Here is a 24475-nt window from a genome sequence, read left to right as displayed (position 1 = left end):
GGCCAGCAGGGGCCGGCCGCGGCGACGCGGCGGGGCCGCCGACTGCTGCCCCTCGGCCAGCAGCCGCTGCTCGCCGGCCTGCCTCAGTGCCTGCTCCGGCACCCGGTGCCCGAGCAGCGTGAGCAGCGCGTACGTCGCCGTGGGCCGCGCGGCGGGATCCTTGGCCAGGCAGCGTACGGCCAGCTCGCGCAGCTCGCCGTCGAGGTCACCGAGGTCGGGCTCGGCGGACAGAATGCGGTTGACCAGCGGGGCCACCTCGCCCGTGCCGAACGGCGGCCGGCCCGTCGCGGCGGCCACCATGGTCGAGGCCCAGGCGAACAGGTCGGCCGCAGGCCCTGACGGACCGCCGCCGAACTGTTCCGGCGCCATGTACGGCGGCGTCCCCACGATGTGGTCCCCGGGGTGCTCCAGCTCCTCCAGCGCCCGGGAGATGCCGAAGTCGATCACGCGTGGCCCGTCCCTGCTGAGCAGCACGTTGCCGGGCTTGAAGTCCCGGTGCACGACGCCGGCCCGGTGGATGGCGGCCAACGCGGTCAGCGTGCCGATCGCCAGGCGGCGCAGTTCGGCGCCGCGCAGCGGGCCCCGGTCGAGGATCACGGTCGCCAGCGAGGGGCCGTCCACGTACTCGCTCACCACGTACGGCGTGCCGCCGAACTCGCCGCTGGCCAGCACCTGCGCCGTGCAGAACGCCTTGACCCGCCGCGCGTAGCCGACCTCCTGGCCGAAGCGCGCCCGCGCGTCGGGGTCGTCCAGGCCCGCGCCGAGCATCTTGATCGCGACCCGCGTCCCGTCGGGCGACTCGCCGAGGTAGACGACGCCCTGGCCGCCCTCGCCCAGCCGCCCGACGATGCGATGGCCGTCCACCCGGTCGGGGTCGGTCGCGAGCAGCGGCCTCATGAGCCCGGCACCCGGGCGATCTGGAGGAGGGTGGAGTCGTCCGCCGCCAGGTCGGCCAGCACCCGCCTGGTCGCCCCCGCGAGGTCGATGACCTTGATCTGCTGGGTGCCCTTCTTCTTGCCGGGGTCCTGCGTGAGGAGGTGCTTCTCGTTGAACCAGCCGAGGAAGCCGCCGTCCTTTCTCGCCAGCCGCACGGTCGCCTGGCGGGCACCGGTCCTGGCGTCCCAGACGCACAGCTCCTCGCCGTTCGGGCAGACGGTGGCGAGCCTGGTGCCCGACGGCGAGAACCACTCGCCGCCGCGCGGCAGGCCCACCCAGTGCATCGTCTTGGTGACCTGGCCCGACAGGTCGTAGAACTGGACGCCGGTGTTCTTGCCGTCCCCGAAGCCGCGCATGATCGCCCCGTCGGGCGCGAAGTTGTAGTAGAGGGAGCCGTCGTCGACGTACTCGGTCTCGACGTGGACGGCCTTCCTGGTGGCCACGTCCACGACGACGAAGCCCACGAGCCGCCGCCCGTCCTTCACCGTCTCGTAGACCGACAGCAGCAGCCTGCCGCCGTCCCTGGACCAGACGGGGATCATGGTCTGCAGGGGCTTCTTGACCGTGCTGACGACGAACGACTCGCTGGTGGACATCCTGACGAACTTGATCTGGTCCAGCTCGGAGCCCTGGAACTTGAGCATGGGATTGAGCGCCACCCAGTCACCGCCGGGCGACAGGAAGGGCTGCTCGTAGGCGCTGACGGCCTTGAAGGCCCCCGTCCTGTCCCTGGCGTAGCTGGTGAACTTGCCGTCGCTCTCGAGGTAGGCGGCGACCCGCATCGAGTCGTTCGGGTGCTCGTGCAGGGTGACGCCGGTCCCGGGCAGCTCCGTGTCGGTCGCCGCCTTCTTCTCCACCTTGTCGTCGGGCGCCACGGCCTGGGACGAGGTGACTGTGGGCGTGCCGGACGGGCTGGGCGAGACGGTCGTGGCGTCCGTGGTCGCGGCGGTCCGGTCGGCGCCGGTGAGAGCGTAGACGCCCACTCCCGACACCAACGCCCCGGCGACGAACGCGGCGACCGCCACCAAGAGGCTCCGGCCCGCCCGCGGGGGATCGCTCTCCCCTGACCCCGGGTCCGCCTGCCGCCCGGTCAGGAACGCGGTCTGGCCGACGAGCCGCAGCAACACCTCGCTGGCGGCGGGCCGCGCGGCCGGGTCCTTGGCCAGGCAGGCCGCGATCAGGTCGCGCAACTCGCCGAGGTCGGGCAGGTCGGGCTCGCCGTTGACGATGCGGTCGACGGTGGCTCCCATCGAGCCGCCCTCGAAGGGCGAGGCGCCACCGGCGGCGAACACCATGGTCGCCGCCCACGAGAACACGTCGGCCGGCGCCTGCGCGCGGGCGCCGCGCAGCCGCTCGGGCGCGGTGTAGGCGGGGACGGCGACCCTGCGGGTGGAGACGGACGCCTGCGCCATCGCCTGCTCCAGGCCCGCGTCGATCAACCGGGGCCCGTCGGGGCCGAGCAGCACGTTGCCCGGCCGGAGGTCACCGTGGACGAGCCCCGCCTGGTGCACGGCGACCAGGGCGGTGATCGTGCCGGTCGCCAGCCGGTAGAGCCCCACGGCGTCGAACGTGCCGCCGGCCTCCTTCAGCGCCGGGCCGTCCACGAACTCCGTCACCAGGTACGCCTGCTCGCCCAGCGCCCCGGTGGCCACGATCTGCGCGGTGCCGACCGCGGACAGGGCCCGCAGCGGCTCCATGGCCCGCAGGAAGGGCTCGGCCTCCATGGCGGGCGGCAGCAGCCGCACGACCACGGGCTCGCCGTCTCTGGACCGCCCGGTGTACACGCTCGGCCCCAGGCGGCCGGTGAGCCTGTATTGCGCGACCTCGGCGGGATCTCCCGCCCGTAACCCCGTGATCCCCGGCATGGCTCGTCTCGGCCTTCCGTCACGAACATCGGCGATCATCATTATCACCGCCAAGGGCGCCGAACGGCACCCCAGACCGCATTCCCACCGTCCGCGCACCCCCGGCCACGGGACGTGCTCGACACGGCCGAGCGCGGCGGGCGCAGGTTCCTAGACTGGAGAGGTGCCCGAAGGAGACGCCGTGTACCGCACGGCCGCCCGGCTGAGGGGCGCGCTCGACGGGAGCGTGCTCCTCCGGTCGGACTTCCGCGTCCCCAGGCACGCCACCGCCGACCTGCGCGGCCGGGCGGTCGTCACCACGCTCTCCCGGGGCAAGCACCTGCTCACCCGGGTGGAGGGCGACCTCACGGTGCACACCCACCTGCGCATGGACGGAAGCTGGCAGATCGCGCCCGCCGGGCGGCGCACCGCCCCCGGCGACCAGGTAAGGCTGATCCTGGCCAACGAGCGGTGGCAGGCCGTCGGGGTCAAGCTGGGAATGGTGGATCTCGTCAGGACGGGCGAGGAGGAGCGCCTGGTGGGCCACCTGGGGCCGGACCTGCTCGGCGCGGACTGGGACCCGGACGAGGCCGTGCGAAGGCTGCGAGGGTCGCCCGGCAGGACCATCGGGGAGGCGCTGCTCGATCAGCGCAACCTGGCGGGGATCGGCACGATCTATCGCGCCGAGACCCTATTCCTGCGCGGGATCTGGCCGTGGCAGAAGGTCGGGGAGATCGAGGATCTCGCGGGGCTCGTGACACTGGCCCAGCGGCTGCTGGACGCGAACAAGGGACATGCGGGCACGGTGACCACAGGTGATCGCCGCCCAGCGAATCAGACCTGGGTCTACGGCAGGGCGGGGAGGCCCTGTCGCCGATGCGGCGCCCGCATCAGCCGTGGGGAGATGGGGGCACAGCCACAGGAACGGCTGATCCTGTGGTGTCCTGGCTGCCAGCCGGGCTAGGCAGCCACCATGTCCTTGACTTCGGGGAACACGGAGTCGGAGATCGACCCGGTAACCGTCTCGGAAAGGGGCAGCCGCTCGTGCTCGGGCACGTCGGCCAGCACAGGAGTGGCCTGGAGCTCCGCCAGCGCGAACTGGTCGGAAACCTCACGCAACACCTGCGAAAGCGGCACTCCGAGCGCGCCGCAGATGGACGCGAGCAACTCGGACGAGGCTTCCTTCTGGCCGCGCTCCACCTCGGACAGGTAGCCGAGCGAGACACGGGCCAAGGTGGACACCTCGCGTAGCGTGCGCCCCTGCCGCACACGCAACCGCCTCAGCACGTCGCCGAGCAGTTGACGCAGCAGAATCATCTGTCGCTCCCTCCCCGGCGCGGACGTCTTCACCACGCCCCGCGCGATCGGATCGTGCCGCACATTGGTCTTGTTGGGTTCGTACATACTCCTCGCCGTCATCACTGGGCGCTGCCGGCCCTGAACCGCTCGTGGCTCGTTGCGCGACTCATCAGGCCCGCCTGCCGGGCGCTCGGTGCTTGCAGTTGGCTCACGGACCTCACTCACAGCTCCACCGTACCCGTATCCACCGACACCGCGTCAGACCGTGCATCGCATGTTCGCTCGGGACGTAACACGGTAATCACCCGGAATGTTCCCCTACGTTCGCCTTGAGCACACCTGAAAGGAGATCGACTGCCTCGTCGACCGTCTCTACCCTGATACGTTCGCGCGACCCTTCCAGGCTCAGTTCGCGGGCCCAGATCCGCCCGCCGGGCCCCGCCACGGCCACGTAGACGGTGCCGACCGGCTTGCCGTCCTGTGGCTCCGGCCCGGCCACCCCGGTCACCGCCACCCCGTACGTCGCCCCGCACACCCGCGCGACCCCGGCCGCCATCGCCGCGGCCACCCCGGGATGCACCGCCCCCTCGCGCCGCAGGAGCTGCGCCGGCACGCCCAGCAGCTCGTGCTTGAGCTCGGTGGCGTAGGAGATCACCCCGCCCCTGAACGCCTTGGACGACCCTGAGACCGAGGTGATCGCGGCCCCGATGAGCCCGCCGGTCAGCGACTCCGCCACCGCGACCGTCGCACCCTGGCCGACCAGCATCGTCAGCACCTCGGCCACGTCAGCCATCGATCACTTCCCGCGCGCCTGTCTGGCCACTCTCCGCAGCTTCGCGGCTCTGATGACGTAGTCGGCCCCCGTGCCCACGGTGACCACGACGGCCGCGCCCATCACCACCCACCGGACGGGCCCCGGCACGAACGGCAGGAGGTAGAGCACGATGGCGGCGATCTGCAGCACGGTCTTGACCTTGCCGCCGTAGCTGGCCGGGATGACCGCGCGCCGCAGCAGCACGAGCCTGAGCGCCGTGATGCCCAGCTCTCTGACGAGGATGACGATCGTGACCCACCAGGGCAGCTCGTCGAGGATCGACAGGCACACCAGCGCCGCCCCGGTGAGCGCCTTGTCGGCGATCGGGTCGGCGATCTTGCCGAAGTCGGTGATGAGGCCGTAGCGCCTGGCCAGCTCCCCGTCGAGGTGGTCGGTGAATGACGCCACCGCGAACACCGCCAGCGCTACCACCCGCCAGCCCGTGCCCGGCAGGAAAAGGCAGAAGACGAAGAAGGGGACGAGCGCCAACCGGAGGACCGTGAGGACGTTGGCGATGTTCCACGGGCTCACCACGCGGCGCTCGTCCCTGGTCATGGACCGGCCTTGATGCGCGCGATCAGGTCAACCCCCTCGGCGTCGACCACGACGGCGCGTACGATCTGCCCCTTGACCAGGCCGATGCCCTGGACCGTGACGGACCCGTCGACCTCGGGGCCCTGGTGGGCGGCCCTGCCGTCGTAGCCGCCGTCGCCTAGGTCGTCGTCGATCAGCACGTCGACCTCGGTGCCGATGCGCTCCTCCGCGCGCTGGGCGGTCAGCTCTTCCGCCAGGTCGCTGAGCACGCGTACGCGCTCGTCGATGACCTCCTGCGCCAGCTTGCCCGGCAGCCCGGCCGCCTCGGTGCCGTCTTCGTCGGAGTAGCCGAACACGCCGATCACGTCGAGTCTGGCCTCCTCCAGGAACCCGACGAGGTCGGCGAACTCCTCCTCGGTCTCGCCGGGGAAGCCCACGATGAAGTTGGAGCGCACACCCGCCTCCGGGGCCCGCTCGCGGACGCTCTCCAGCAGCCCGAGGAAGCGCTCGGGATCGCCGAAGCGGCGCATCCGGCGCAGCACCGTGCCGCTGGCGTGCTGGAAGGACAGGTCGAAGTAGGGGGCCACGCCGTCGGTGCCGGTGATCACGTCGATCAGGCCGGGGCGCAGCTCGGCCGGCTGGAGGTAGCTGACGCGTACGCGCTCGATGCCCTCGACGGCGGCGAGCCGCGGCAGCAGCTTCTCCAGCGACCTCAGGTCGCCCAGGTCCTTGCCGTAGGACGTGGAGTTTTCGCTCACCAGGACCAGCTCGCGCACCCCCCGGTGGGCCAGCCAGTCGGCCTCGGCCAGCAGCTCGTCCGGCCCGCGCGAGACGTAGGAGCCGCGGAAGGCCGGGATGGCGCAGAACGAGCAGCGCCGGTCGCAGCCGGAGGCCAGCTTGAGCGAGGCGACCGGGCTCTCGTCGAGCCGCTTGCGCAGCACCCTCGGCCCCGTGGCGGGCGCCAGGCCCGCCGGAAGGTCGCCGTGACCTGGGATGTTGGCCTTCGGCGCGCTGGCACGATCCACCGGCGAGATGGGCAGCAGCGTGCGGCGGTCGCGTGGCGTGTGCGGCTTGAGCGGCCGCCCGGCGAGCACGTCGTCGAGACGGCCGCCGATCTCGGCGTAGTCGTCGAACGAGATGACCGCGCCGGCCTCGGGCAGCGCCTCGGCCAGCTCGCTGCCGTAGCGCTCGGCCATGCAGCCCGCGGCGACCACCTTGGCGCCGGAGTCGGCGGCGGCCAGCAGCGTGTCGATGGAGTCTTTCTTGGCCGAGTCGATGAAGCCACACGTATTGACGACGACGACCTCGGGCTCGTCGTCGTCGAGCTGCCAGCCGGCAGCCTCGAGTCGCGCGGCCAGCTCCTCGGAGTCGACCTCGTTACGTGCGCAGCCCAGAGTGATCAGCGATGCGGTTCGGCGGGATGACATGGTGAACACTACGGTATCGGGAGTTGGCCACCACCCGATGCACGGGCTCCCCCCGGGTGACCTCCCCGTGACTACCGCGCCTGCGGTTTCGGCGGCCCGAACGAGCGCCGCACCACGTCTCCCCGGCCGCCCAGGCTCTTCACCTTCTTGCCGTTGACGTGCAGTGTCACGGCTCCGGCGTCGTTCAGGAGCACGTTGACCTTCTCCGGCGCCTGCCACGTGGACGTCTTGCCGGCCTTGAGCTCACCGGCGAACAACTTGCGCCCGTCGGCGTCGTGCACGTTCACGTACGACGACCGTTTCGCCTTGATACGTACGGTCACCATGTTCTTGGCGGACACCTTGGACGGCGCGGGATTGGGCGTCTCGGTGATGGGCGTGTTCGGCGGGACGCTGGGCCGGGCCGAGGCCACCCGCACGTCACCCACGCGCACCTGGTCGCTGGCGCCGCCCAGCACCCGCATCATGCCGAAGACCACCACGATGGCCAGCGCCACGCCGAGCGCCATCGTCCAGTTGGGCCCGCGCCGCTCGCGCAGGTTGATCTTGCGGTCGGCCTGGAAGACCGCCGAGGCCCGGACGGGCTTCGGCGCGCCGCCGTGCTGCTGGTCGTAAAGGTGCACGGTGGCCTCGGGGTCGAGACCCACCGCCTTGGCCACGGCCCTGACGTGCCCCCTGGCATAGAAGGCTCCCCCGCATTGGCCGTAGTCATCCTGCTCCAGGCCATGGATCATGGCCTCGCGAATCCTGGTGGCCGCGCTGACCTGCGCGACCGTGAGTCCGGCCGACTGCCTGGCCGCCGCCAGCATGGCCCCGATGCTCTGCTCCTGCACAGCGAACCACCCCCCACCACACCGACTACTCTTCGTGGTGGTACATATTCAATCAGTTATCGTCGTGCAAGCGTGCATTGGGGTCATTCGCCACGCAGGTCGGCCAGCAAACCAGGCAGATCGTCGGGCTTGACGAGCACCTCGCGCGCCTTCGAGCCCTCGCTCGGGCCGACCACGTTGCGGCTCTCCAGCAGGTCCATCAGCCGCCCGGCCTTGGCGAAGCCGACCCGCAGCTTGCGCTGGAGCATCGAGGTCGAGCCGAACTGGGTGGTCACGATCAGCTCGGCCGCCTGGATCAGCAGGTCGAGGTCGTCGCCGATGTCCTCGTCGATCTCCCGCTTGGCGGGCGCGGCGGCCACGTCGTCGCGGTACTCGGCCTGCATCTGCTCCTTGCAGTGCGTGACGATCTCGGCGATCTCCTTCTCCGAGACGAACGCGTTCTGGATGCGGATGGGCTTGCTCGCGCCCATCGGCAGGAACAGCGCGTCGCCCTGGCCGACCAGCTTGTCGGCGCCGGGCTGGTCGAGGATGACCCGCGAGTCGGTGAGGCTGGAGACGGCGAACGCGAGCCTGGACGGCACGTTGGCCTTGATCAGGCCGGTGACCACGTCGACGCTGGGCCGCTGGGTGGCGATCACCAGGTGGATGCCGGCGGCGCGGGCGAGCTGCGTGATGCGTACGATCGAGTCTTCGACGTCGCGCGGGGCCACCATCATGAGGTCGGCCAGCTCGTCCACGATCACCAGCAGGTACGGATACGGCTGGTAGACCCGCTCACTGCCCGGCGGCGGCTGCAGCTTGCCCGCCCGCACGGCCTTGTTGAACTCGTCCACGTGCCGGAACCCCGACGCCGCCAGGTCGTCGTAGCGCCGGTCCATCTCGCCCACGACCCAGTCGAGGGCCTCGGCGGCCTTCTTCGGGTTGGTGATGATGGGCGTGATGAGGTGGGGGATGCCCTCGTACACGCTGAGCTCGACCCGCTTGGGGTCGACCAGCACCATGCGCACCTCGTCGGGGGTGGCGCGCATGAGGATGCTGGTGATCAGGCCGTTGACGCAGACCGACTTGCCGGCGCCTGTGGCGCCCGCGATAAGCAGGTGGGGCATCTTGGCGAGGTTCGCGACGATCGTCCGGCCTTCGACGTCTTTGCCCAGGCCGACGATCATCGGGTGGTGGTCGGCCTGCGCCACCTGGGAGCGCAGCACGTCGCCGAGCGCGACGAGGTCCTTGTCGGCGTTCGGGATCTCGACCCCGATGGCCGACTTGCCCGGGATGGGCGACAGGATGCGGACGTCGGCGGACTTGACGGCGTAGGCGATGTTCTTCGTGAGCGCGGTGACCTTCTCCACCTTCACCGCGGGCCCGAGCTCGATCTCGTAACGGGTCACGGTCGGGCCCCGGGTGAACCCGATCACCTGCGCGTCGATGGTGAACTGCTCGAGGACGCTGGTCAGAGCGTTCACCACGGTCGTGTTGGCCTTGGTCTGCGGCTTCGGGGCGCTGCCCGGCTTGAGGTGCTGCAGGTCAGGCAGGCTGTAGGGACCCGCCTGCGGCGACAGCACGAGCTGCTCCACCTTGCGGGGCGCGGGCGTCGGCTCCGGCGGCTCAGGGCGCTTGTCGGCCTCGGGAGCGGGCGCCTCCTCCTCGTCGGCCAGCCCGGGGACGATCTCGGGCGAGTGGTCGGCCCGTTTGTCCTTGTCCGCCAGCACGGGCGAGTCGTACGGCTTGACGCCGTCGCCGCCCTCGCCCTCCTCGGGCTTCTTGGCCCTGACCCGCTTCTTCGCCGGCGACCTGGACGTCTCGGTCTCGGAGTGGCGTTCGAAGAGCAGGTGCTTCAGCTCGGTCAGCCGCTCGGGGATGCGGTGCACGGGCGTGGCGGTGATCACCAGCACGCCGAACCCGGACAGGATCAGCAGCAGCGGGATCGTCACCCACGACGGCAGGATGCTCATCGGCGGCGCCGACACGATGAACCCGATCATGCCGCCGGCCTGCGCCACCTTGTCCATGCCCTGGCCCTCGCCGGCCGGGTAGGGGGTGTCGTTGGCCACGTGCACGACGCCGAGCACGCCGACCATCAGCGCGGCCCAGCCGATCACCATGCGCCCGGTGTCGGCGTTCTGGTCGGGGTGGCGCAGGTAGCGCCAGGCCAGCAGCCCGAGCAGCAGCGGCAGCGCCCAGGCCAGCGAGCCGAAGACGCCGCGCACGGCCGCGTTGACCACACCGGCCACGGCCCCGTCGGAGTTGCGCCACGTCATGGCCGCCAGCACGATCGCGCCCGCCAGCACCGTCAGGCCCACCCCGTCGCGCCGGTGCACCGGATCGAGCTCGCGGGCGTTCTTGCCCACCGCCCGCGCGGCACTGCCGATGCCGGTGGCGAACAACATCCACAGCCCCACGATCAACTTGCCGATCATGGTGAAGACCCAGCTCACGGGGTCCTGATGGGTCACCGAGGAGTTGCGGCCGGTGGCGGCCCCCTTCGCCTTTGACCGTCCCGTCGACGTGGCCCCGCGCTTGGCGGGGGTCGTACGGGTCGAGGTCGACCGCTTCGCCGGCCCCTTCGATGCGCTTTTCGGCGTACGGGTGGCCATGATGCCAAAGGTACGTCGGAGACACCGCGACACGCGCGTAGGCTCGCCGATGTCCCGTCACGCTTGTTCCCCGAGGTTGGTCACCCCAAAGGTGACGAGAGATTCACCCGGCGTCCAGTTGGCCGCCGCGTTTCCCCGCACAAAACGTTCGTATACACGACGTATGCCTCTCCTCAACCTGCGGGACGTCGCGGCGGAGACCGCGCTGCGGCCCGGTGTGCTCTACCGCTCCGCGCAGCCGCACACGCTCACCCGCGAGGACGCCGAACTGGTGGCGGGGCTGCGGCTCATCGCGGACCTGCGGGCCGACCACGAGCGGGTCGAGGGCGACTGGGCGCCCGTCCTGGGCGGCGCCGTGCGGCACGCCCCGCTGGGCGCGGGCTCGTCCCTCTCCCCCGCCCGCCTCGCCACGCTGCCGTCCGGCCTGGAACTCGGCGACATGTACGTGGCCCTGCTCGACCGCCGGGCGACCTGGTTCGCCGGGGTGATCGCGGAGATCGCCGACCACCTGCCCGCGCTCGTGCACTGCGCGGCGGGCAAGGACCGCACCGGCATCGTGGTCGCGCTGATCCTCGACCTGCTCGGCGTGGAGCACGAGGCCATCGTGCGCGACTACGCGCTCACCGCCAAGGCGCTGCCCGACGTGCTGCTCATGCTGGGCGCCGCGCTGTCCGACGACCTGCCCCCTGCGCTGATGGAGGCGCCGGAGAGCGCGATGCGCACGTTCCTGGGCGTGGTGGCAGGACGCGGCGGCGCGGAGCGGATCCTGCTCGCCAACGGCCTGACCCGCGCCCACGCCGAACGCCTGCGCACCGCGCTGACCCCCCTGACGTAGCCCCGGCCGATCCCCGCCGATCCCCGCCGATCCCTCGTCGGGACCGGGGCGGTCAGACGAAGCGGTAGGTGGTGGTGGAGGTGCGGCGCTCGCCCGGCCGCAGCACCGTGGAGGGGAAGTGCGGCCGGTTGGGCGAGTCGGGGTAGTGCTGGGTCTCCAGGCACAGCCCGGCGAACGGCCCGTACGGCGTCGCGGCCCCGTCCAGCATGCTGCCCGAGTAGAACTGCACGCCCGGCTCGGTGGTCGTGACCTGCATGGTCAGGCCGCCGGCCGTCACCTCGACCCCGCCGTCGAGCACGAAGCAGTGGTCGTAGCCGCCGTCGAGCCGTTCGCCCACGGCGTGCGGCTCGGTGAAGTCGAACGGCGTGCCCTTGACCGGCGCGAGCTCGCCCGTGGGGATCTTGCCCGCGTCCACCGGCAGGTAGTGCCCGGCCTCCATCCGCAGGACGTGGTCGAGCACGTCGCCCTCGCCCTTCAGGTTGAAGTAGGCGTGGTTGGTGAGGTTGACCACGGTCGGCGCGTCGGTCTCGGCGGCGTAGTCGACGCGCAGGGCGTCACCCTCCAGCGTGTACGTCACCGAGGCGGTCAGCGTGCCCGGATAGCCCTGGTCGCCGTCGGGGCTGACCAGCGTGAGGGTGACCGACGAGCCGGTGCGGGCGGCGATCGTCCACACCCTGGCGTCGAAGCCCTCGGTGCCGCCGTGCAGGCTGTGGGTGCCGTCGTTGGCAGGCAGGTGATACTCGGCGCCGTCGAGGGTGAAGCGGGCGTGCGCGATGCGGTTGCCGTACCGGCCGACGACGGCGCCGAAGTAGCGGCTGCGGGTGCGGTAGTCGTCGAGCGTGTCCAGCCCGAGCACCACGTCGACCCCCGACACCTCCAGCGTGCGCACGATGGCGCCGTAGGTGAGCACCTCGGCGCGCAGGCGTCCCGACGACAGCTCCACGCGCTCGACCTGACGGCCCGACGGCAGCGTTCCGAAGATCATTTATGGGCCTTTCCCGTGGACTCGCGGACGATGAGGGCGGTGTCGAGTGTCACCGTCGCGCCCTCGCCTCCCGACTGGAGCAGCAGATCGACGGCCATCCTGCCCGCCGCCTCCGCGGGCATGGCGACCGTGGTGAGCTTGGGGCGGTTGAGCCGCCCCGGCAGGATGTCGTCGAACCCGATCACGCTGATCCGGTCCGGCACCCCGATCTCCATCGCCGCCAGCCCCTCGATGAGGCCGAGGGCGACGAGGTCGTTGTAGGCCAGCACCGCCGTGGCGCCGCAGGCGGCCACCTCCGGGGCCACGGCCAGGCCGCCCGTCTCCGTGGGCTGGTTGGGGCCGAAGAAGACCAGGTCGAGGCCGGGGGTCTCGGCGGCGACACCCTGCATCTCGTTGCTGGTCCAGGACCCGATCGGGCCCGACACGAGCGCGATCCTGCGATGGCCGAGATCGGCCAGGTGCTCCAGCGCGAGCCCGGCGCCGTGGGCGACGTTCATGAGCACGGCGGGCATGCCCTTGATGCGCCGGTTGATCACCACGAACGGCACGTCCTCGGCCAGGCGCTCGATCATCTTGTTCGACAGGCGGGGGCTGCACAGCAGGACGCCGTCCACCTGCTTGGTGAGCGTCCTGATCAGCTCCTCCTCGACGCGGGGGTCCTCGTCGGTGTCGGCCACGAACACGTGGTAGTCGCGACCGCGCGCCTGGGCCTGGGCCGCCTTGATGAGGGGCGGGAAGAACGGGTTGGAGATGTCGGCCACGATCAGGCCCAGGTTGAACGTGCGGCCTGTGGTGAGCGCCCTGGCCGCCCGGTTGGGACGGTAGCCGAGGTCGTCCGCGACTGCCAGGACGCGGCTTCTGGTGGCAGGATTGACGAGGTGCGGCGCGGAGAAGGTACGCGACACGGTGGAGACGTGCACGCCGCAGGCGCGGGCCACGTCCTTGATCGTCGCCGCCATCGCCCGGCCCTCCCTTGCAAACGGTTGCCAGCCTTAACCTTGACCTTCTGGTCGCCTGTCGTCAAGGTTGTGCAACCGGTTGCCTCGATGGCCTCGGACTCAGGTCACCACTTGCCGCCCAGCTCGTTCAGCGTGAAGATGCCGCCCGCGCGGTCGTGCACGGGGGCCGACAGGTCGGGCTCGCCCTGCTCGGCGACGAGCGCGGCGGCGAAGGGCTCGGACGAGTCGCGCGAGACGTAGCCGATCGACCGGGCCTCCTCCAGCGACCACCAGCGGCGGGGGCTGTCCGAGACGCCCCAGACGACGTGGTGGCCGGTCGCGCTCAGCCCGGCCTCGACCAGCCGGGTCAGGTCGTCGGCCGAGATCCAGGTGGCCAGCCCGCGCGTGTCGCCCGGCCCCTCGTTGCAGGTGCCGAGCCGGACGACGGTGACGTTCATGCCGAACCGGTCGTGATAGAGGCTGCCGAGGGCCTCCATGGCGACCTTGCTCACTCCGTAGAAGGTGTCGGGGCGGGGGAAGGCGTAGTCGGGCAGGTCGGAGCCGTCCCGCGGCCTGGTGTGGAACCCGGCGGCGTGGTGGCTGCCCATGAGCACGACGTGCTCGACCCCCTCCGCGTGCGCGGCCTCCAGCAGCACCTGGGTCCCGTGGATGTTGTCCCGCACGATGTCGGCCCAGGGATGCTCCCTGCTCTGGCCGCCCAGGTGCAGCACGCGGTCCACGCCCTTCATCGCCTCGGCCACGGCGCCCGGGTCGGTCAGGTCGGCCGGCACCCACTCCTCGCCGGGGCCGGGCGCGATCGGCCGGACATCGGAAAGGCGCAGCGTACGGCCGTCGCGAGCGAGGCGCGGCCGGAGCAACGTCCCGACTTTTCCCGCGGCCCCTGTCATCAGAATGCGCATGCATCCATGGTGTACACGATTCTGGCCGACTTTCACATCCTTGAATATTGACCGTTAGCCATGCCGCTAGTTACGTTCACAGGCACACATCCAAGTCCACGACTCATGTCCACTTACGTGAACAGGAGGCGGTCTGATGTCACGTCGTCTGCTGGGAGTCGCCGTCGCGGCGACTCTGGCCGTAGGACTGACAGGCTGCGGTTCCGGGGGATCGTCAGGTTCGGACAACACTTTCGAGATCTGGATCAGGCAGGCGCCCGATTCGGACTCCGCCAAGACGGCCAAGAAACTGGCCGACGCATTCACCAAGGCCAGCGGGGTGCAAACGAAAGTCGTCGCCCTTTTCGACGACTTCGAGACCAAACTCAACCAGCAGGCGGCGCAGAAACAACTGCCCGACATCGTCATCAACGACACCGCCCAACTCGGCAACATGCAGTCGCAGGGCTGGCTCCAGCAGGTCGACAAGGCGGCGCTGGCCGGTGGCGACCAGCTCTCGGAAACCGCCTGGAAGGCCGCCACGGGCAGCGACGGCAAGTATTACGCGGCGCCGTTCTCGGCCCAGTCGTTCGCGCTGATCGTACGCAAGGACTGGCGCGAGAAGGTCAAGATGGAGCCGCCCGCCACCTGGGCGGACCTCGCCGAACTGGCCACCGCGTTCACGGAGCGAGACCCCGACGGCAACGGTCAGAAGGACACCGCGGGCTTCGTCGCCCCGGCGGGCACCAAGCGCGGCTACGCCTCCTGGTACGCCTCCTCCCTCATCTACGCCAACGGCGGCGACTTCCTCACGGCCGCCGGCGCCGGCAAGTACACCGCCACGGTGAACGACCCCAAGACCGTCGGGGCCGTCCAGTACCTCCAGGACCAGTTCTGCCGGACCAAGACGGTCAACCCGGGCGCCGTCAGCAACGACACGACCGTCACGCACGAGGTGTTCGAGAAGGGCCAGGGCGGCATCTACCTGGTCGGGCCGTACGTGCTGGCCAGGTTCGTCAAGAGCATCGGCACCGACAAGCTCGAGGTGCTGCCCGTGCCCAAGGGCCCGTCGGGCGGCCCCGGCACCCTCGGCGAGGGCGAGAACGTCTACCTCATGGCCGGGTCGCCGAACCAGGACGCGCAGAAGAAGTTCGCCGAGTTCGCCGTCTCGCCCGAGGGACAGCGGATCGGCATGAACAAGGACGCCAACGGCGCCATCGTCCGCCTGCCGGTCAACACCACGGTCGACCTGGCCGCCGAGCGGCAGGACCCGCGCTGGAAGGTGTTCCAGGAGTCGTACGCGAACGCCGTCTACGCCCCGCCGGTGCCCAACTGGGCGCCCATCCGCCAGACCTCCGCCGACGCCATCAACGCCGTCTGGGCCGACTGCTCCGCCGACGTCAAGGCCGCGATGGACCAGCTCAACACCAAGCTGACCCAGGAACTGCAGAGCCAGAAAGCGTCATGACCTCCCCACTCGCCCCGGCGCGAGGCCGCACGGCGTCCCCCGGCCACCCGCCCAAGGCGGCGCGGTGGCGGGGGCCGCTGATCGCGTGGCTGTTCCTGGCGCCCGCGCTGCTGCTCTTCCTGTACTTCAAGTTCATCCCGATGTTCGTGGGCCTGTGGAAGAGCCTGTTCAAGGTGCAGACCTTCCTCGGTGACGAATGGGTCGGCCTGCGGAACTACCAGACGATCATGGGCGACGACGAGTTCGGCGCGGCCATCTGGCACAGCGTCGTGCTGGCCCTGGGCACCACCGTCGGCTCCCTCGTGCTGGGCCTGGGGCTGGCGCTGCTCATCGAGGGACCCGCCCGATACCTGTGGTTCGTCAGGACCGCGGCCTTCCTGCCGGTCGTCACCACGATGGCGGCCGTGGCCGAGGTGTGGCGCATCATGTTCCACCCCGCCGACAACGGGATGCTCAACGTGATCATCGGCTGGGCGGGCGTCGCCCCGCAACCGTGGCTGGCCAGCGAGGACTCCTCGCTCTGGTCGATCATGCTGATGAGCATCTGGCGCGGCACTCCGTACGACATGATGATCTTCCTGGCCGGCCTGGTCGGCGTGGACCGCACACTGTACGAGGCCGCGGCCGTGGACGGCGCCTCGACCTGGCGGCGGCTGCGGCACATCACGCTGCCGGCGCTGCGTCCGGTGTTCTGGATCCTGTTCACACTGGCGGCCATCCGCGGCCTGCGGGTCTTCGTCGAGGTGTACGTGCTCACCAACGGCGGGCCGAACGGCTCCTCCGAGGTGCTGATGACCCTGATCTACAAGCTCGGCTTCCAGAAGAACGAACTGGGGGTCGCCTCGGCGGGCGGCATCGTGCTGTTCGCGGCCACGCTGGCGCTCACCGTGATCGTGCAGATGCTGCGCAGGAGGCAGGCGACATGAGGTTCGACAGCGCGCTGGGCCTGGAGTCCCGGCGGGGGCCGCTGGCCGTCGCGGGGAAGGTCCTGGTCTACGGGCTCATGGTGACGGTCTTCACCGGGCCGCTGGTCGGGCTCCTGATGAGCGCCTTCAACAAGACCCTCGACCCCACCTCCTTCTCGCTGTGGCCCGACGAGTTCACCTTCGAGAACTTCGTCCAGGCCAAGGACAAGAACGTCTACCTCTACCTGCTCAACTCGTTCGTCGTCGTGGGCTTCGGGCTGCTGCTGCAGATGCTGGTGAGCGTCTTCGCGGCGTACTCGCTGGCGCGCAAGAAGTTTCGTGGCATGACGTTCGTGATGCTGCTCATGCTCACCACGATGATGCTCCCCGAGGAGATCATCGCGATCCCCCTCTCGCTCGTCCTGGCCGACCTGCCGGTGCTGCACCTGAACCTGATCGGCACCTACGCCGGGATGATCCTTCCCGTCGGGGCCTGGGGCTTCTCCATCCTCGTGATGACCGAGTTCATGAAGGAGGTGCCGGTCGAGCTGGAGGAGGCCGCGCGCATCGACGGGGCCGGCGAGCTGCGCATCTTCGCCACGATCATCCTGCCGCTGTGCCGCCCCGCGCTCGGCGTGATCGGCGTCTTCGGGTTCACCATGATCTGGGACCAGTACCTGCTCCCGCTGATCGTCGCCCCCGAGTCGGACATGTGGACCCTGCCCATCGCGCTGCGCTCGCTCCGCTCGGACGAGGAGGTCGGCATCGGCGTGCTGCTCGCCGCCTCACTGCTGGCGCTGCTGCCGTCGATCATCGCCTTCCTGGCGTTCCAGCGGCAGTTCATGCGCGGTCTGACAAGCGGCGCGGTCAAAGGTTAGGCGTCCATGTATCTGAACGGTATCCCATATCCTGGATGTCTGAAGCCGCCGAAGGATACGAGATGGGACGACCATGGAGCAGCCCCAGTTGGTCAAGTCCGCCGAGCGGACCGTACGCATCCTGGAGACGCTGGCCGAGTCGCACGACCATCTGACCCTGTCGGAGCTCCAGCAGCGTACCGGCTTCCCCCGCAGCAGCCTGCACGCCCTCATGCGGACGCTGGTCGAGCTCAACTGGGTGGAGACCGACTCGGCCAGGTCGGCCTTCGGGATCGGGCCACACGCGCTGCTCACCGGCACGGCCTACCTCGACAAGGACCCCGCGCTGCCGTACGCGCAGGACTGCCTGGAGGACCTGCGGGACGAGATCGGCCACACCGTGCACTTCGCCCGCCGTGACGGGGCGCACGTGCTCTACCTGGCGACCAGGGAGTCCCGCGAGGCGAACCACGTCATCCCCAGGGTGGGCCGGCGGCTGCCCGCCCACCTCACGGCGCTCGGGCAGGTGCTGCTCGCCCAGCTCACCGACGACGAGGTCGTGGCGCTGCTGCCCAACCCGCTGACCACGCTCACCCAGCACACCATCACCGACCTGACCAAACTGACAGGCGAGCTCGACCAGGTCCGCACCCGCGGCTGGTCGTACGAAAGCGAGCAGGGCACGCCGGGCGTGGCCTGCGTGGCCGTGGCGGTCGACTACCGCATCCCGGCCACCGACGCGATCAGTTGCTCGATGCCCGCCGGACTCACCCCGACCGAGGTCGAGCAGATCACCCACGCGGTTGTCAAACACACCCAGAAGCTGGCGGCCACCCTCCGCAGGGAGGGCATCCGCTAGAAAGGACCGTTGATGCGGCTAGACGGCGTTCTCTTCTTCCCGGTGACTCCCTTCGGCCCCGACGGCGCGCTCGCCGAACCCGTCCTCGCCCGGCACGTCTCCAACGGCGTCGCGGCAGGGGCGGGCGGGGTCTTCAGCGCGTGCGGCACCGGTGAGTTCAACGCCCTGGACCTCGAGGAGTACACCAGGGTGGTGGCCACCTCGGTGGCGGCCACCGCCGGCCGCGTCCCCGTCCTCGCCGGCGCCGGAGGGCCGCTCCCTGCCGCCCGCGCCATCGCCCGCGCCGCCTGCGCCGAGGGCGCCGACGGCCTGCTGCTGATGCCGCCGTACCTCGTCACGGGGCCTGCCTCCGGCCTCGTACGGTATGTCCGCGAGGTGGCCGAGGCCGGCGGGCTGCCCGTCATCATCTACCAGCGCGGCACCGCCCGCTTCACCCCCTCGGCGGTGGCCGAACTGGCCGCCGAGGTGCCGCTGGTGGTCGGGTTCAAGGACGGGCTGGGGGACTTCGACCTGCTCCAGCGCATCATCCTGACCGTGCGCAGGGAGACAGGGAAGGACTTCACGTTCTTCAACGGCCTGCCCACGGCCGAGCTGACCGTGCCCGCGTACCGGGGGCTCGGGGTGAACCTGTACTCGAGCGCCGTCTTCGCCTTCGCGCCCGAGATCGCGCTCGCCTTCCACAAGGCCGTGACCGGCGGGGACGAGGTGCTGGCACAGCGGCTGCTGACCGACTTCTACCTGCCGCTGGTGGAGCTGCGGGATCGGGTGCCCGGGTACGCGGTCTCGCTGGTCAAGGCCGGGGTGCGGATGCGGGGGCTGGAGGTGGGGGGTGTGCGGGCGCCGCTGGTGGATCCTGGTGGGGAGGATCTGGTGGAGCTGGAACGGATCATCGGGGTGGGCTTGTCCATCACCGGCACCACCCACTGACACTCAACACCCACCGCCGCTTATCGCCCACACCCCAACACCCATCCCCTGAAACCCACCACTTGCCCACCGCCTACCCACCACCTGCCCACCGCCTACCCACCACCTGCCAGCCGCCTGCCCACCGCCTACCCACCACCTGCCAGCCGCCTGCCCACCGCCTGCCCACCACTTGCCCACTGCCTGCCCACCACCCGTGTCCTCCCCCCGACGCCCGCCCGTTCTCTCACAGCCGCGCCCCAACCATCTGCCACTCCCAGCGAGCCCCGCAGGCCTTCCACCGCAACTCTTCGCACCCAGGCCCCTGCTGCATCACTCCGGCGCCGAAGCCGCACACTCAGCCCTCGTGCACCACCGCTGGAGCACAGACCCCGGGGACCATGGGGTGGTGCCGCCACTTCCCCGCTCCGGAGCGCGCCCCATGCACACCTAGCCCACATTTCCCCACGCCGGAGCGCGCATGCGCCATGCCGACCGCCCGCCTTCCCTCACCGCCGACGAGCCCCGGGCACCCACCGCTGAGTGCCCGGGGCCGCGCCGACATTGACCATGATTGACCATGGCGGCCCGCTCCCGCCAAGTGATCGGCGGCCCTCCGCCCGTCCCCAGTCTGCCCGCTTACTCTCGGGCGGCGAGTGCCACTCACCCGATATGTATGGCCCTCACACAGGCGAGCCCCCAGATCGTTCAGACCTCCAACCGGCCGTCCACCCTGCGCGGGACGGACAGCGGGTTGGCGTCCTTGAGCTCGTCCGGCAGCAGCGCCTCGGGCCAGTCCTGGTACGCCGTGGGCGCCAGCCACCGCCCGATCGCCGTGGCCCCCACCGACGTGTACGACGTCGTAGCCGCAGGCCAAGGCCCACCGTGATGCATGGCCCAGCAGATGGCGACCCCGGTCGGCCAGCCGTTCCAGATGAGCCGCCCGGCCTTCTTGGCCAGCACCTCGGCGACCTCGGCGGCCTCGTCCGGCTCCGCGCTGTGAACGGTCGCGGTCAGCGAGCCTTCGAGCCGTCCGAGCACCGGCCGCAAGTCCGAAATTTCGCGGTAAGTCACGACGATCGACGTCGGCCCGAAGCACTCCTCACCAATGCCCGGCAGCTTCTCCGCGAACGTGTCGAGATCGGCCGTGAACACCTTCGGCGTGACCGCCCAACTCCCCTCGCCCGGCTTGCCCTCGGCCAGCAGTCGCAGCTCACCCAGCCGTTCGACGCCCCCGAGGTACCCGTCGCGGATGCGCTCGGCCAGCATCGGCCCGCCACTCGTGCCCTCGACGGCCTCGACGATGGCATTGCGCAGCTCGTCGTCGTCGGGCACGAACATGAGCCCGGGATTCGTACAGAACTGCCCGACCCCCAGCGTCAGCGACGCGGCGAACCCCGTGGCGACCTCCTTCGCGGACGCCGACGGGAGCACGACCACAGGGTTGACGCTCCCCAGTTCGCCGTAGAACGGGATCGGCACCTCCCGCTCGTCGATCAGCCGCTGGATCGCCTTGCCCCCTGCCACGGAGCCGGTGAACCCGGCCGCGACCACGCCGGGATGCTGCACGAGGTCGACCCCGGCCCGCATGCCCTGGACCAGCCCCAGCAGGTCGGGGTACGGCAGCGCCTCCCGTACGAGCTTGGCCACCCGCTCGGACGTGTTCGGGTGCCCGGGGTGCGCCTTCACAACCACGGGACACCCGGCCGCCAGCGCGGAGGCCGTGTCGCCACCGGCCACCGAGAACGCGAACGGGAAGTTGCTCGCCGCGAACACGGCCACGACACCCTGCAGCGCGTGCTTCATCCGCCGCACGTCGGGCCGGGGCGGCGTCGTCGAAGGGTCAGCGTGGTCGATGATGGCTTCCAGGTGGCCGCCGTCCCTGATCACCTCGGCGAAGAGCCTGAACTGCCCCGCCGTACGCGCCACCTCGCCGCGCAGGCGTACCTCGCCGAGCGCGGTCTCCTGGTCGGCGAGTTGCCACAACTCGTCCACATGCGCGGCGAGCGCGTCGGCGACGGACTCCAGCGCGGCGGCCCGCTCGGCGGCCGGAGTCGCCCGCCAGGCCGCTCCGGCCGCGGCCGCAGCGGAGACGATCAAGTCGACCCCGGCGCTGTCGGTCTCGGGCAGGGCGGCGCCCACGGTCTCGCCGGTCCTGGGGTCGTGTCCGTAGATCATCGAATGGCCCTTCGGAGTCTTGACACTTCTTCAGGCTGATTCTTACAGTTGCGGCGACGTGTCCACAAATCTGGCTAGTGTTCACATATATGGACGGCGTGCGATGATCATCAGACAGATTCGCATCACTCCCGTTGCCTTCCTGGACCCGCCTCTCCTGAACGCCGCCGGAGTCCACCAGCCGTGGGCCCTCCGTGCCATCGTCGAGATCGTCACCGACGAAGGCCTGACCGGGCTGGGCGAGACCTACGGCGATCTCGGACACCTCGGCAAGGTACGCGAATGCGCGCAGGCCCTGATCGGCCTCGACGTCCACGCCCTGAACACGATGTACGCCCGGGTCACCGCGATCGTCGGCGAGGACGCTCAGCGCGTGCCGACCGCCTCCCAAGAGAGAAGCATCGACCGCGTCTTCTCCGCCTTCGAGGTGGCATGCCTGGACGTTCGCGGCAAGGCGGCCGGTGTCCCGGTTTCCGACCTCCTGGGCGGCAGGGTGAGGGACGCGGTGCCGTACAGCGCGTACCTCTTCTACAAGTGGGCCGGCCACCCCGGCGCGGAACCGGACCGGTTCGGCGCCGCCCTGGACGAAGCGGGCATCGTCGCGCAGGCCCGACTCCTGATCAGGGAATACGGCTTCGCGTCCATCAAGCTCAAGGGCGGCGTCTTCCCCCCGGACGAGGAGATCGCCGCGATCCGTGCCCTGCACGAGGCGTTCCCCGGCGTCCCGCTCCGCCTCGACCCGAACGCCACCTGGTCGGTCGAGACCTCGATCCGCGTCGCCCGGGAACTCGACGGCGCCCTCCAATACCTGGAGGACCCGACGGCAGGCATAACGGGCATGGCGGAGGTCGCCGCCGCCGTACCCATGCCCCTGGCCACCAACATGTGCGTGGTCACGCCCGAACACTTCCCGCCCGCCACGGCAGCCCGCGCGATCGACGTACTCCTCCTGGACCACCACTATTGGGGCGGCCTCACACGCTCCTCGCACATCGCCACCATGTGCGACGCCTTCGGCCTGGGCATGTCCATGCACTCCAACTCCCACCTCGGGATCAGCCTCGCCGCCATGACCCACCTCGCCGCCACCACCCCGAACCTCACGTACGCATGCGACACGCACACCCCCTGGCAGAACGGTCAAGACGTGCTCACCCCCGGCACCCTCCGCTTCACCAACGGCTCCGTCCCGGTGCCCACAGGACCCGGCCTCGGCGTGGAACTGGACAGAGACGCGCTGGCGGTCATGAACGAGCAGTACGAGAAGTGCGGAATCGTGGCGCGAGACGACACGTCGTACATGCGCCGCATCAACCCCTCTTTCCCCTCAACCAGACCCCGCTGGTAACCCACCCCCAAACACCCCCCGAACAGAAACCCACCCACCCCTCATCCCCCAAACCATCCACACCGACAGAACCCATCACCACAGCGCCATTCCCATCCAGCCACCTCACCACCACAGCACCATTCCCATCCAGCCACCTCACCACCACAGCACCATTCCCACCCAGCCACCTCACCACCACAGCACCATTCCCACCCAGCCACCTCACCACCACAGCACCATTCCCACCCAGCCACCTCAGCACTACAGCACCATTCCCACCCAGCCACCCACACGCACAGAACCCACCCAACCACCTACACGCACAGAAACCCACCCGCTCACCCAAATGGCAGACACCCGCGCCCACTCGCCCATTCCACTCCACTCCACAACGAACAGGACCCTATTCCGACCCCAAACGCCCCTACCTCAACCCCACCATCCGTCTCCCCCGCCATCACCACCCACACTCACGGAACCCGTTCCCATCAGGCCATCCACTCCGGCACAAGGAGACCCGCCAATGAACGTCGCCTACCTCTACCCCTGGGACGTGGTCGGTGACCCATCGGCCCCCGGTCGCCTGGCGGACCTGGGCGTCCAAGCGGTGGCCCTGGCAGCCAGTTACCACTCGACCAGAGCGGCCACGCCGTACCATCCCGCCCACCGCGTACTGGACGTGCCATATCCGGCCTTCTACCTCCCGATCCGCCCATCGTCCTGGTCCCGGCTCGTCCCTGCCGCTCCCACCTGGACGCCTGCCGACGCCTACCTCCAGGCCAGGGACGCGCTCAAGGCCGTCGGCCTCCAGGTCCACGCCTGGACCGTCCTCACCCACAACTCCCACCTGGGCACGGCCAACCCCGACCTCGTCGTACGCAACGCCTTCGGCGACCCGTACCCGTACGCACTGTGCCCGGCCCACGAGGACGTCATCGAGTACTGCGAGAACCTCGTCAAGGAGATCCTGGAACTGGCCGAGCCGGACGGCCTGATCCTGGAAGCCTGCGGCCCGATGGGCTTCGGCCACCAAAGCGTCCACGAGAAAACCTCCGGCGCAGACTGGACCGCAGTGGACACCGACCTCCTCTCCCTGTGCTTCTGCACAAAATGCGCCCCCCACTACCCAGAAACAACAAGAGCGCAAATCCGCGCCACCATAGACAACCGCCACACCCACACCCACACCCACACCCACACCCACACCCACACCCACACCCACACCCACACCCACACCGACTCAGCCAACCTCAGATCTAGCAGCAGCTCAACGGCCACCACCTACCCCCACAACACCCCAACCCACGTTCCTCCTCACAACACCCCAACACACATCCACCCCTCCAGCCCCATCCCAACCGACCAACCCACCGCCACCAACACCAACACCAACACGGCCACCGCCACCAACAGGGCCACCGCCACCGCCACCAACACCACCGACGGGACATCGAGCAACAGCGTCACCACCCCGCAACCCCCACCCATCACCATCGAAGACGCCCTCGCCCCCCTGACTGACGAAATCCGCAACATCCGAGTCGCCCTGTCCACCACCCTCCGCCAACGCCTGATCACTGCCGCCAGAGAAACCGCCCCAAAGGTCCCCATCACCCTCCACGCCAACCCGAACCCCTGGGCTACCGGCGCCTTCGCCCCGCTCCCCACAGGCGAACCGGCAGCAGACGTCTTGGTCGCCAACTGCTGGGGCGACCCCACCACAGACGCCACCCGCCTCGCCCGCCTGAAGGAACTCGCCACACCGCCCCAGCGAGTAGGCGCCTACGTCTTAGCCCTCCCGCCCCGCCCAGCAGACCCCGAGATCCTGGCCGACCAACTCCGGACATACGCCAAAGCCGGAGCCTCAGAGTTCCACCTCTACCACGCCGGCCTGGCCTCCCCCCGCCGCCTGGCAGCCCTCGTACAAGCCCTGGCCCTCCTCCCCTAGGCAGCACCCACCACAAGTCGTACGCGCAGGCCACAGTGACCGAGGCGCACTGACCGAGGCGCAGTGCTCGGGGCCCGCCCGCGCCT

At 70.0% G+C, this 24475-nt stretch carries 21 protein-coding genes; 9 read left to right on the top strand and 12 right to left on the bottom strand.

Going from position 1 to position 24475, the window contains the following annotated elements; translation table 11 throughout:
- Both ABD844_RS40330 and ABD844_RS40325 read right to left on the bottom strand, forming a co-directional pair.
- The coding region (locus ABD844_RS40330; protein WP_344890574.1) for a serine/threonine-protein kinase at nt 1–897 on the bottom strand (897 nt) is incomplete at its 3' end.
- Complete coding sequence (locus ABD844_RS40325; protein WP_344890571.1) at nt 894–2801, bottom strand: serine/threonine protein kinase; 1908 nt, start codon at nt 2799–2801, stop codon at nt 894–896. The genes ABD844_RS40325 and ABD844_RS40330, both read right to left, overlap by 4 nt.
- A gap of 163 nt (nt 2802–2964) precedes the next feature.
- Here ABD844_RS40325 and ABD844_RS40320 point away from each other — a divergent pair, with 163 nt between their 5' ends.
- Entirely contained in the window at nt 2965–3744 is a 780-nt protein-coding gene (locus tag ABD844_RS40320; RefSeq protein ID WP_344890568.1) for a DNA-formamidopyrimidine glycosylase family protein, read from the top strand.
- Here ABD844_RS40320 and ABD844_RS40315 read toward each other — a convergent pair.
- The 6 genes from ABD844_RS40315 to ABD844_RS40290 all read right to left on the bottom strand — a co-directional run bounded on the left by ABD844_RS40315 (nt 3741) and on the right by ABD844_RS40290 (nt 10281).
- Nucleotides 3741–4097: a helix-turn-helix domain-containing protein gene (locus ABD844_RS40315; RefSeq protein WP_344890577.1), complete on the bottom strand. Its 357-nt coding sequence runs from the start codon at nt 4095–4097 to the stop codon at nt 3741–3743. The two genes, ABD844_RS40320 and ABD844_RS40315, sit on opposite strands and share 4 nt — an antisense overlap.
- 283 nt (nt 4098–4380) lie before the next feature.
- Nucleotides 4381–4872, bottom strand: a complete 492-nt coding sequence (locus tag ABD844_RS40310) for a CinA family protein (RefSeq protein ID WP_344890566.1) — start codon at nt 4870–4872, stop codon at nt 4381–4383.
- A 3-nt stretch (nt 4873–4875) separates the two neighbouring features.
- Nucleotides 4876–5448 carry a CDP-diacylglycerol--glycerol-3-phosphate 3-phosphatidyltransferase gene (gene pgsA / locus ABD844_RS40305; protein ID WP_344890562.1) on the bottom strand — a complete coding sequence of 191 codons (573 nt, stop codon included), beginning with the start codon at nt 5446–5448 and terminating at the stop codon, nt 4876–4878.
- Nucleotides 5445–6854, bottom strand: coding sequence for a 30S ribosomal protein S12 methylthiotransferase RimO (rimO, locus tag ABD844_RS40300; protein ID WP_344890559.1), 1410 nt, complete (start codon nt 6852–6854; stop codon nt 5445–5447). The genes pgsA and rimO overlap by 4 nt, the downstream gene beginning before the upstream one ends.
- Before the next feature lie 71 nt (nt 6855–6925).
- Nucleotides 6926–7687: a helix-turn-helix domain-containing protein gene (locus tag ABD844_RS40295; protein ID WP_344890556.1), complete on the bottom strand. Its 762-nt coding sequence runs from the start codon at nt 7685–7687 to the stop codon at nt 6926–6928.
- 83 nt (nt 7688–7770) lie between these two features.
- Nucleotides 7771–10281 (bottom strand): DNA translocase FtsK, encoded by a 2511-nt coding sequence (locus ABD844_RS40290; RefSeq protein WP_344890553.1) that lies wholly within the window; start codon nt 10279–10281, stop codon nt 7771–7773.
- A 163-nt stretch (nt 10282–10444) separates the two neighbouring features.
- On the opposite strand from ABD844_RS40290, the gene ABD844_RS40285 reads away from it, so the two are divergent.
- Nucleotides 10445–11116 (top strand): tyrosine-protein phosphatase, encoded by a 672-nt coding sequence (locus tag ABD844_RS40285; protein WP_344890550.1) that lies wholly within the window; start codon nt 10445–10447, stop codon nt 11114–11116.
- A 52-nt stretch (nt 11117–11168) separates the two neighbouring features.
- On the opposite strand, the gene ABD844_RS40280 is transcribed toward ABD844_RS40285, so the two are convergent.
- The 3 genes from ABD844_RS40280 to ABD844_RS40270 form a co-directional block, all read right to left on the bottom strand.
- A complete protein-coding gene (locus ABD844_RS40280) occupies nt 11169–12101 on the bottom strand; it encodes an aldose epimerase family protein (RefSeq protein ID WP_344890546.1) in 933 nt (310 codons plus the stop codon).
- The gene (locus ABD844_RS40275; protein ID WP_344890543.1) at nt 12098–13060 is read right to left on the bottom strand and encodes a LacI family DNA-binding transcriptional regulator; all 963 of its coding nucleotides are present in this window, start codon (nt 13058–13060) and stop codon (nt 12098–12100) included. Before ABD844_RS40275 ends, ABD844_RS40280 begins: the two co-directional genes overlap by 4 nt.
- A 104-nt stretch (nt 13061–13164) precedes the next feature.
- Complete coding sequence (locus ABD844_RS40270; RefSeq protein ID WP_344890540.1) at nt 13165–13959, bottom strand: NAD-dependent epimerase/dehydratase family protein; 795 nt, start codon at nt 13957–13959, stop codon at nt 13165–13167.
- A gap of 136 nt (nt 13960–14095) precedes the next feature.
- On the opposite strand from ABD844_RS40270, the gene ABD844_RS40265 reads away from it, so the two are divergent.
- The 5 genes from ABD844_RS40265 (at nt 14096) to ABD844_RS40245 (ending at nt 18954) form a co-directional block, all read left to right on the top strand.
- Entirely contained in the window at nt 14096–15406 is a 1311-nt protein-coding gene (locus ABD844_RS40265) for a sugar ABC transporter substrate-binding protein (RefSeq protein WP_344890536.1), read from the top strand.
- Nucleotides 15403–16332 carry a carbohydrate ABC transporter permease gene (locus ABD844_RS40260; RefSeq protein ID WP_344890533.1) on the top strand — a complete coding sequence of 310 codons (930 nt, stop codon included), beginning with the start codon at nt 15403–15405 and terminating at the stop codon, nt 16330–16332. The genes ABD844_RS40265 and ABD844_RS40260 overlap by 4 nt, the downstream gene beginning before the upstream one ends.
- The gene (locus ABD844_RS40255) at nt 16329–17189 is read left to right on the top strand and encodes a carbohydrate ABC transporter permease (RefSeq protein WP_344890530.1); all 861 of its coding nucleotides are present in this window, start codon (nt 16329–16331) and stop codon (nt 17187–17189) included. The genes ABD844_RS40260 and ABD844_RS40255 overlap by 4 nt, the downstream gene beginning before the upstream one ends.
- A gap of 73 nt (nt 17190–17262) precedes the next feature.
- A complete protein-coding gene (locus ABD844_RS40250; RefSeq protein ID WP_344890527.1) occupies nt 17263–18027 on the top strand; it encodes an IclR family transcriptional regulator in 765 nt (254 codons plus the stop codon).
- Nucleotides 18028–18039: 12 nt separating this feature from the next.
- Nucleotides 18040–18954 (top strand): 5-dehydro-4-deoxyglucarate dehydratase, encoded by a 915-nt coding sequence (locus ABD844_RS40245; RefSeq protein ID WP_344890524.1) that lies wholly within the window; start codon nt 18040–18042, stop codon nt 18952–18954.
- 687 nt (nt 18955–19641) lie between these two features.
- On the opposite strand, the gene ABD844_RS40240 is transcribed toward ABD844_RS40245, so the two are convergent.
- Nucleotides 19642–21111 carry an aldehyde dehydrogenase (NADP(+)) gene (locus ABD844_RS40240; protein ID WP_344890521.1) on the bottom strand — a complete coding sequence of 490 codons (1470 nt, stop codon included), beginning with the start codon at nt 21109–21111 and terminating at the stop codon, nt 19642–19644.
- A 103-nt stretch (nt 21112–21214) separates the two neighbouring features.
- On the opposite strand from ABD844_RS40240, the gene ABD844_RS40235 reads away from it, so the two are divergent.
- The gene (locus ABD844_RS40235) at nt 21215–22459 is read left to right on the top strand and encodes a glucarate dehydratase family protein (protein WP_344890518.1); all 1245 of its coding nucleotides are present in this window, start codon (nt 21215–21217) and stop codon (nt 22457–22459) included.
- A 505-nt stretch (nt 22460–22964) separates the two neighbouring features.
- Nucleotides 22965–24389, top strand: a complete 1425-nt coding sequence (locus ABD844_RS40230) for a glycoside hydrolase family protein (RefSeq protein WP_344890515.1) — start codon at nt 22965–22967, stop codon at nt 24387–24389.
- Nucleotides 24390–24475 lie beyond the last annotated feature (86 nt).

It is taken from the genome of Nonomuraea antimicrobica, from assembly GCF_039536965.1.
Lineage (GTDB): Bacteria > Actinomycetota > Actinomycetes > Streptosporangiales > Streptosporangiaceae > Nonomuraea > Nonomuraea antimicrobica.
Note: the sequence above shows the minus strand (reverse complement) of the source record. Positions and strands in the feature narration are given on the sequence as shown.

Bases quoted from the DNA above. Each gene is read 5' to 3' on its own strand.
- ABD844_RS40255 (WP_344890530.1), top strand. From the start codon at position 16,329: ATGAGGTTCGACAGCGCGCTGGGCCTGGAGTCCCGGCGGGGGCCGCTG.
- ABD844_RS40325 (WP_344890571.1), bottom strand. From the start codon at position 2,801: ATGCCGGGGATCACGGGGTTACGGGCGGGAGATCCCGCCGAGGTCGCG.
- pgsA (WP_344890562.1), bottom strand. From the start codon at position 5,448: ATGACCAGGGACGAGCGCCGCGTGGTGAGCCCGTGGAACATCGCCAAC.
- ABD844_RS40270 (WP_344890540.1), bottom strand. From the start codon at position 13,959: ATGCGCATTCTGATGACAGGGGCCGCGGGAAAAGTCGGGACGTTGCTC.
- ABD844_RS40230 (WP_344890515.1), top strand. From the start codon at position 22,965: ATGAACGTCGCCTACCTCTACCCCTGGGACGTGGTCGGTGACCCATCG.
- ABD844_RS40265 (WP_344890536.1), top strand. From the start codon at position 14,096: ATGTCACGTCGTCTGCTGGGAGTCGCCGTCGCGGCGACTCTGGCCGTA.
- ABD844_RS40245 (WP_344890524.1), top strand. From the start codon at position 18,040: ATGCGGCTAGACGGCGTTCTCTTCTTCCCGGTGACTCCCTTCGGCCCC.
- ABD844_RS40235 (WP_344890518.1), top strand. From the start codon at position 21,215: ATGATCATCAGACAGATTCGCATCACTCCCGTTGCCTTCCTGGACCCG.
- ABD844_RS40250 (WP_344890527.1), top strand. From the start codon at position 17,263: ATGGAGCAGCCCCAGTTGGTCAAGTCCGCCGAGCGGACCGTACGCATC.
- ABD844_RS40260 (WP_344890533.1), top strand. From the start codon at position 15,403: ATGACCTCCCCACTCGCCCCGGCGCGAGGCCGCACGGCGTCCCCCGGC.
- ABD844_RS40285 (WP_344890550.1), top strand. From the start codon at position 10,445: ATGCCTCTCCTCAACCTGCGGGACGTCGCGGCGGAGACCGCGCTGCGG.
- ABD844_RS40275 (WP_344890543.1), bottom strand. From the start codon at position 13,060: ATGGCGGCGACGATCAAGGACGTGGCCCGCGCCTGCGGCGTGCACGTC.
- ABD844_RS40240 (WP_344890521.1), bottom strand. From the start codon at position 21,111: ATGATCTACGGACACGACCCCAGGACCGGCGAGACCGTGGGCGCCGCC.
- ABD844_RS40290 (WP_344890553.1), bottom strand. From the start codon at position 10,281: ATGGCCACCCGTACGCCGAAAAGCGCATCGAAGGGGCCGGCGAAGCGG.
- ABD844_RS40315 (WP_344890577.1), bottom strand. From the start codon at position 4,097: ATGATTCTGCTGCGTCAACTGCTCGGCGACGTGCTGAGGCGGTTGCGT.
- ABD844_RS40310 (WP_344890566.1), bottom strand. From the start codon at position 4,872: ATGGCTGACGTGGCCGAGGTGCTGACGATGCTGGTCGGCCAGGGTGCG.
- ABD844_RS40280 (WP_344890546.1), bottom strand. From the start codon at position 12,101: ATGATCTTCGGAACGCTGCCGTCGGGCCGTCAGGTCGAGCGCGTGGAG.
- rimO (WP_344890559.1), bottom strand. From the start codon at position 6,854: ATGTCATCCCGCCGAACCGCATCGCTGATCACTCTGGGCTGCGCACGT.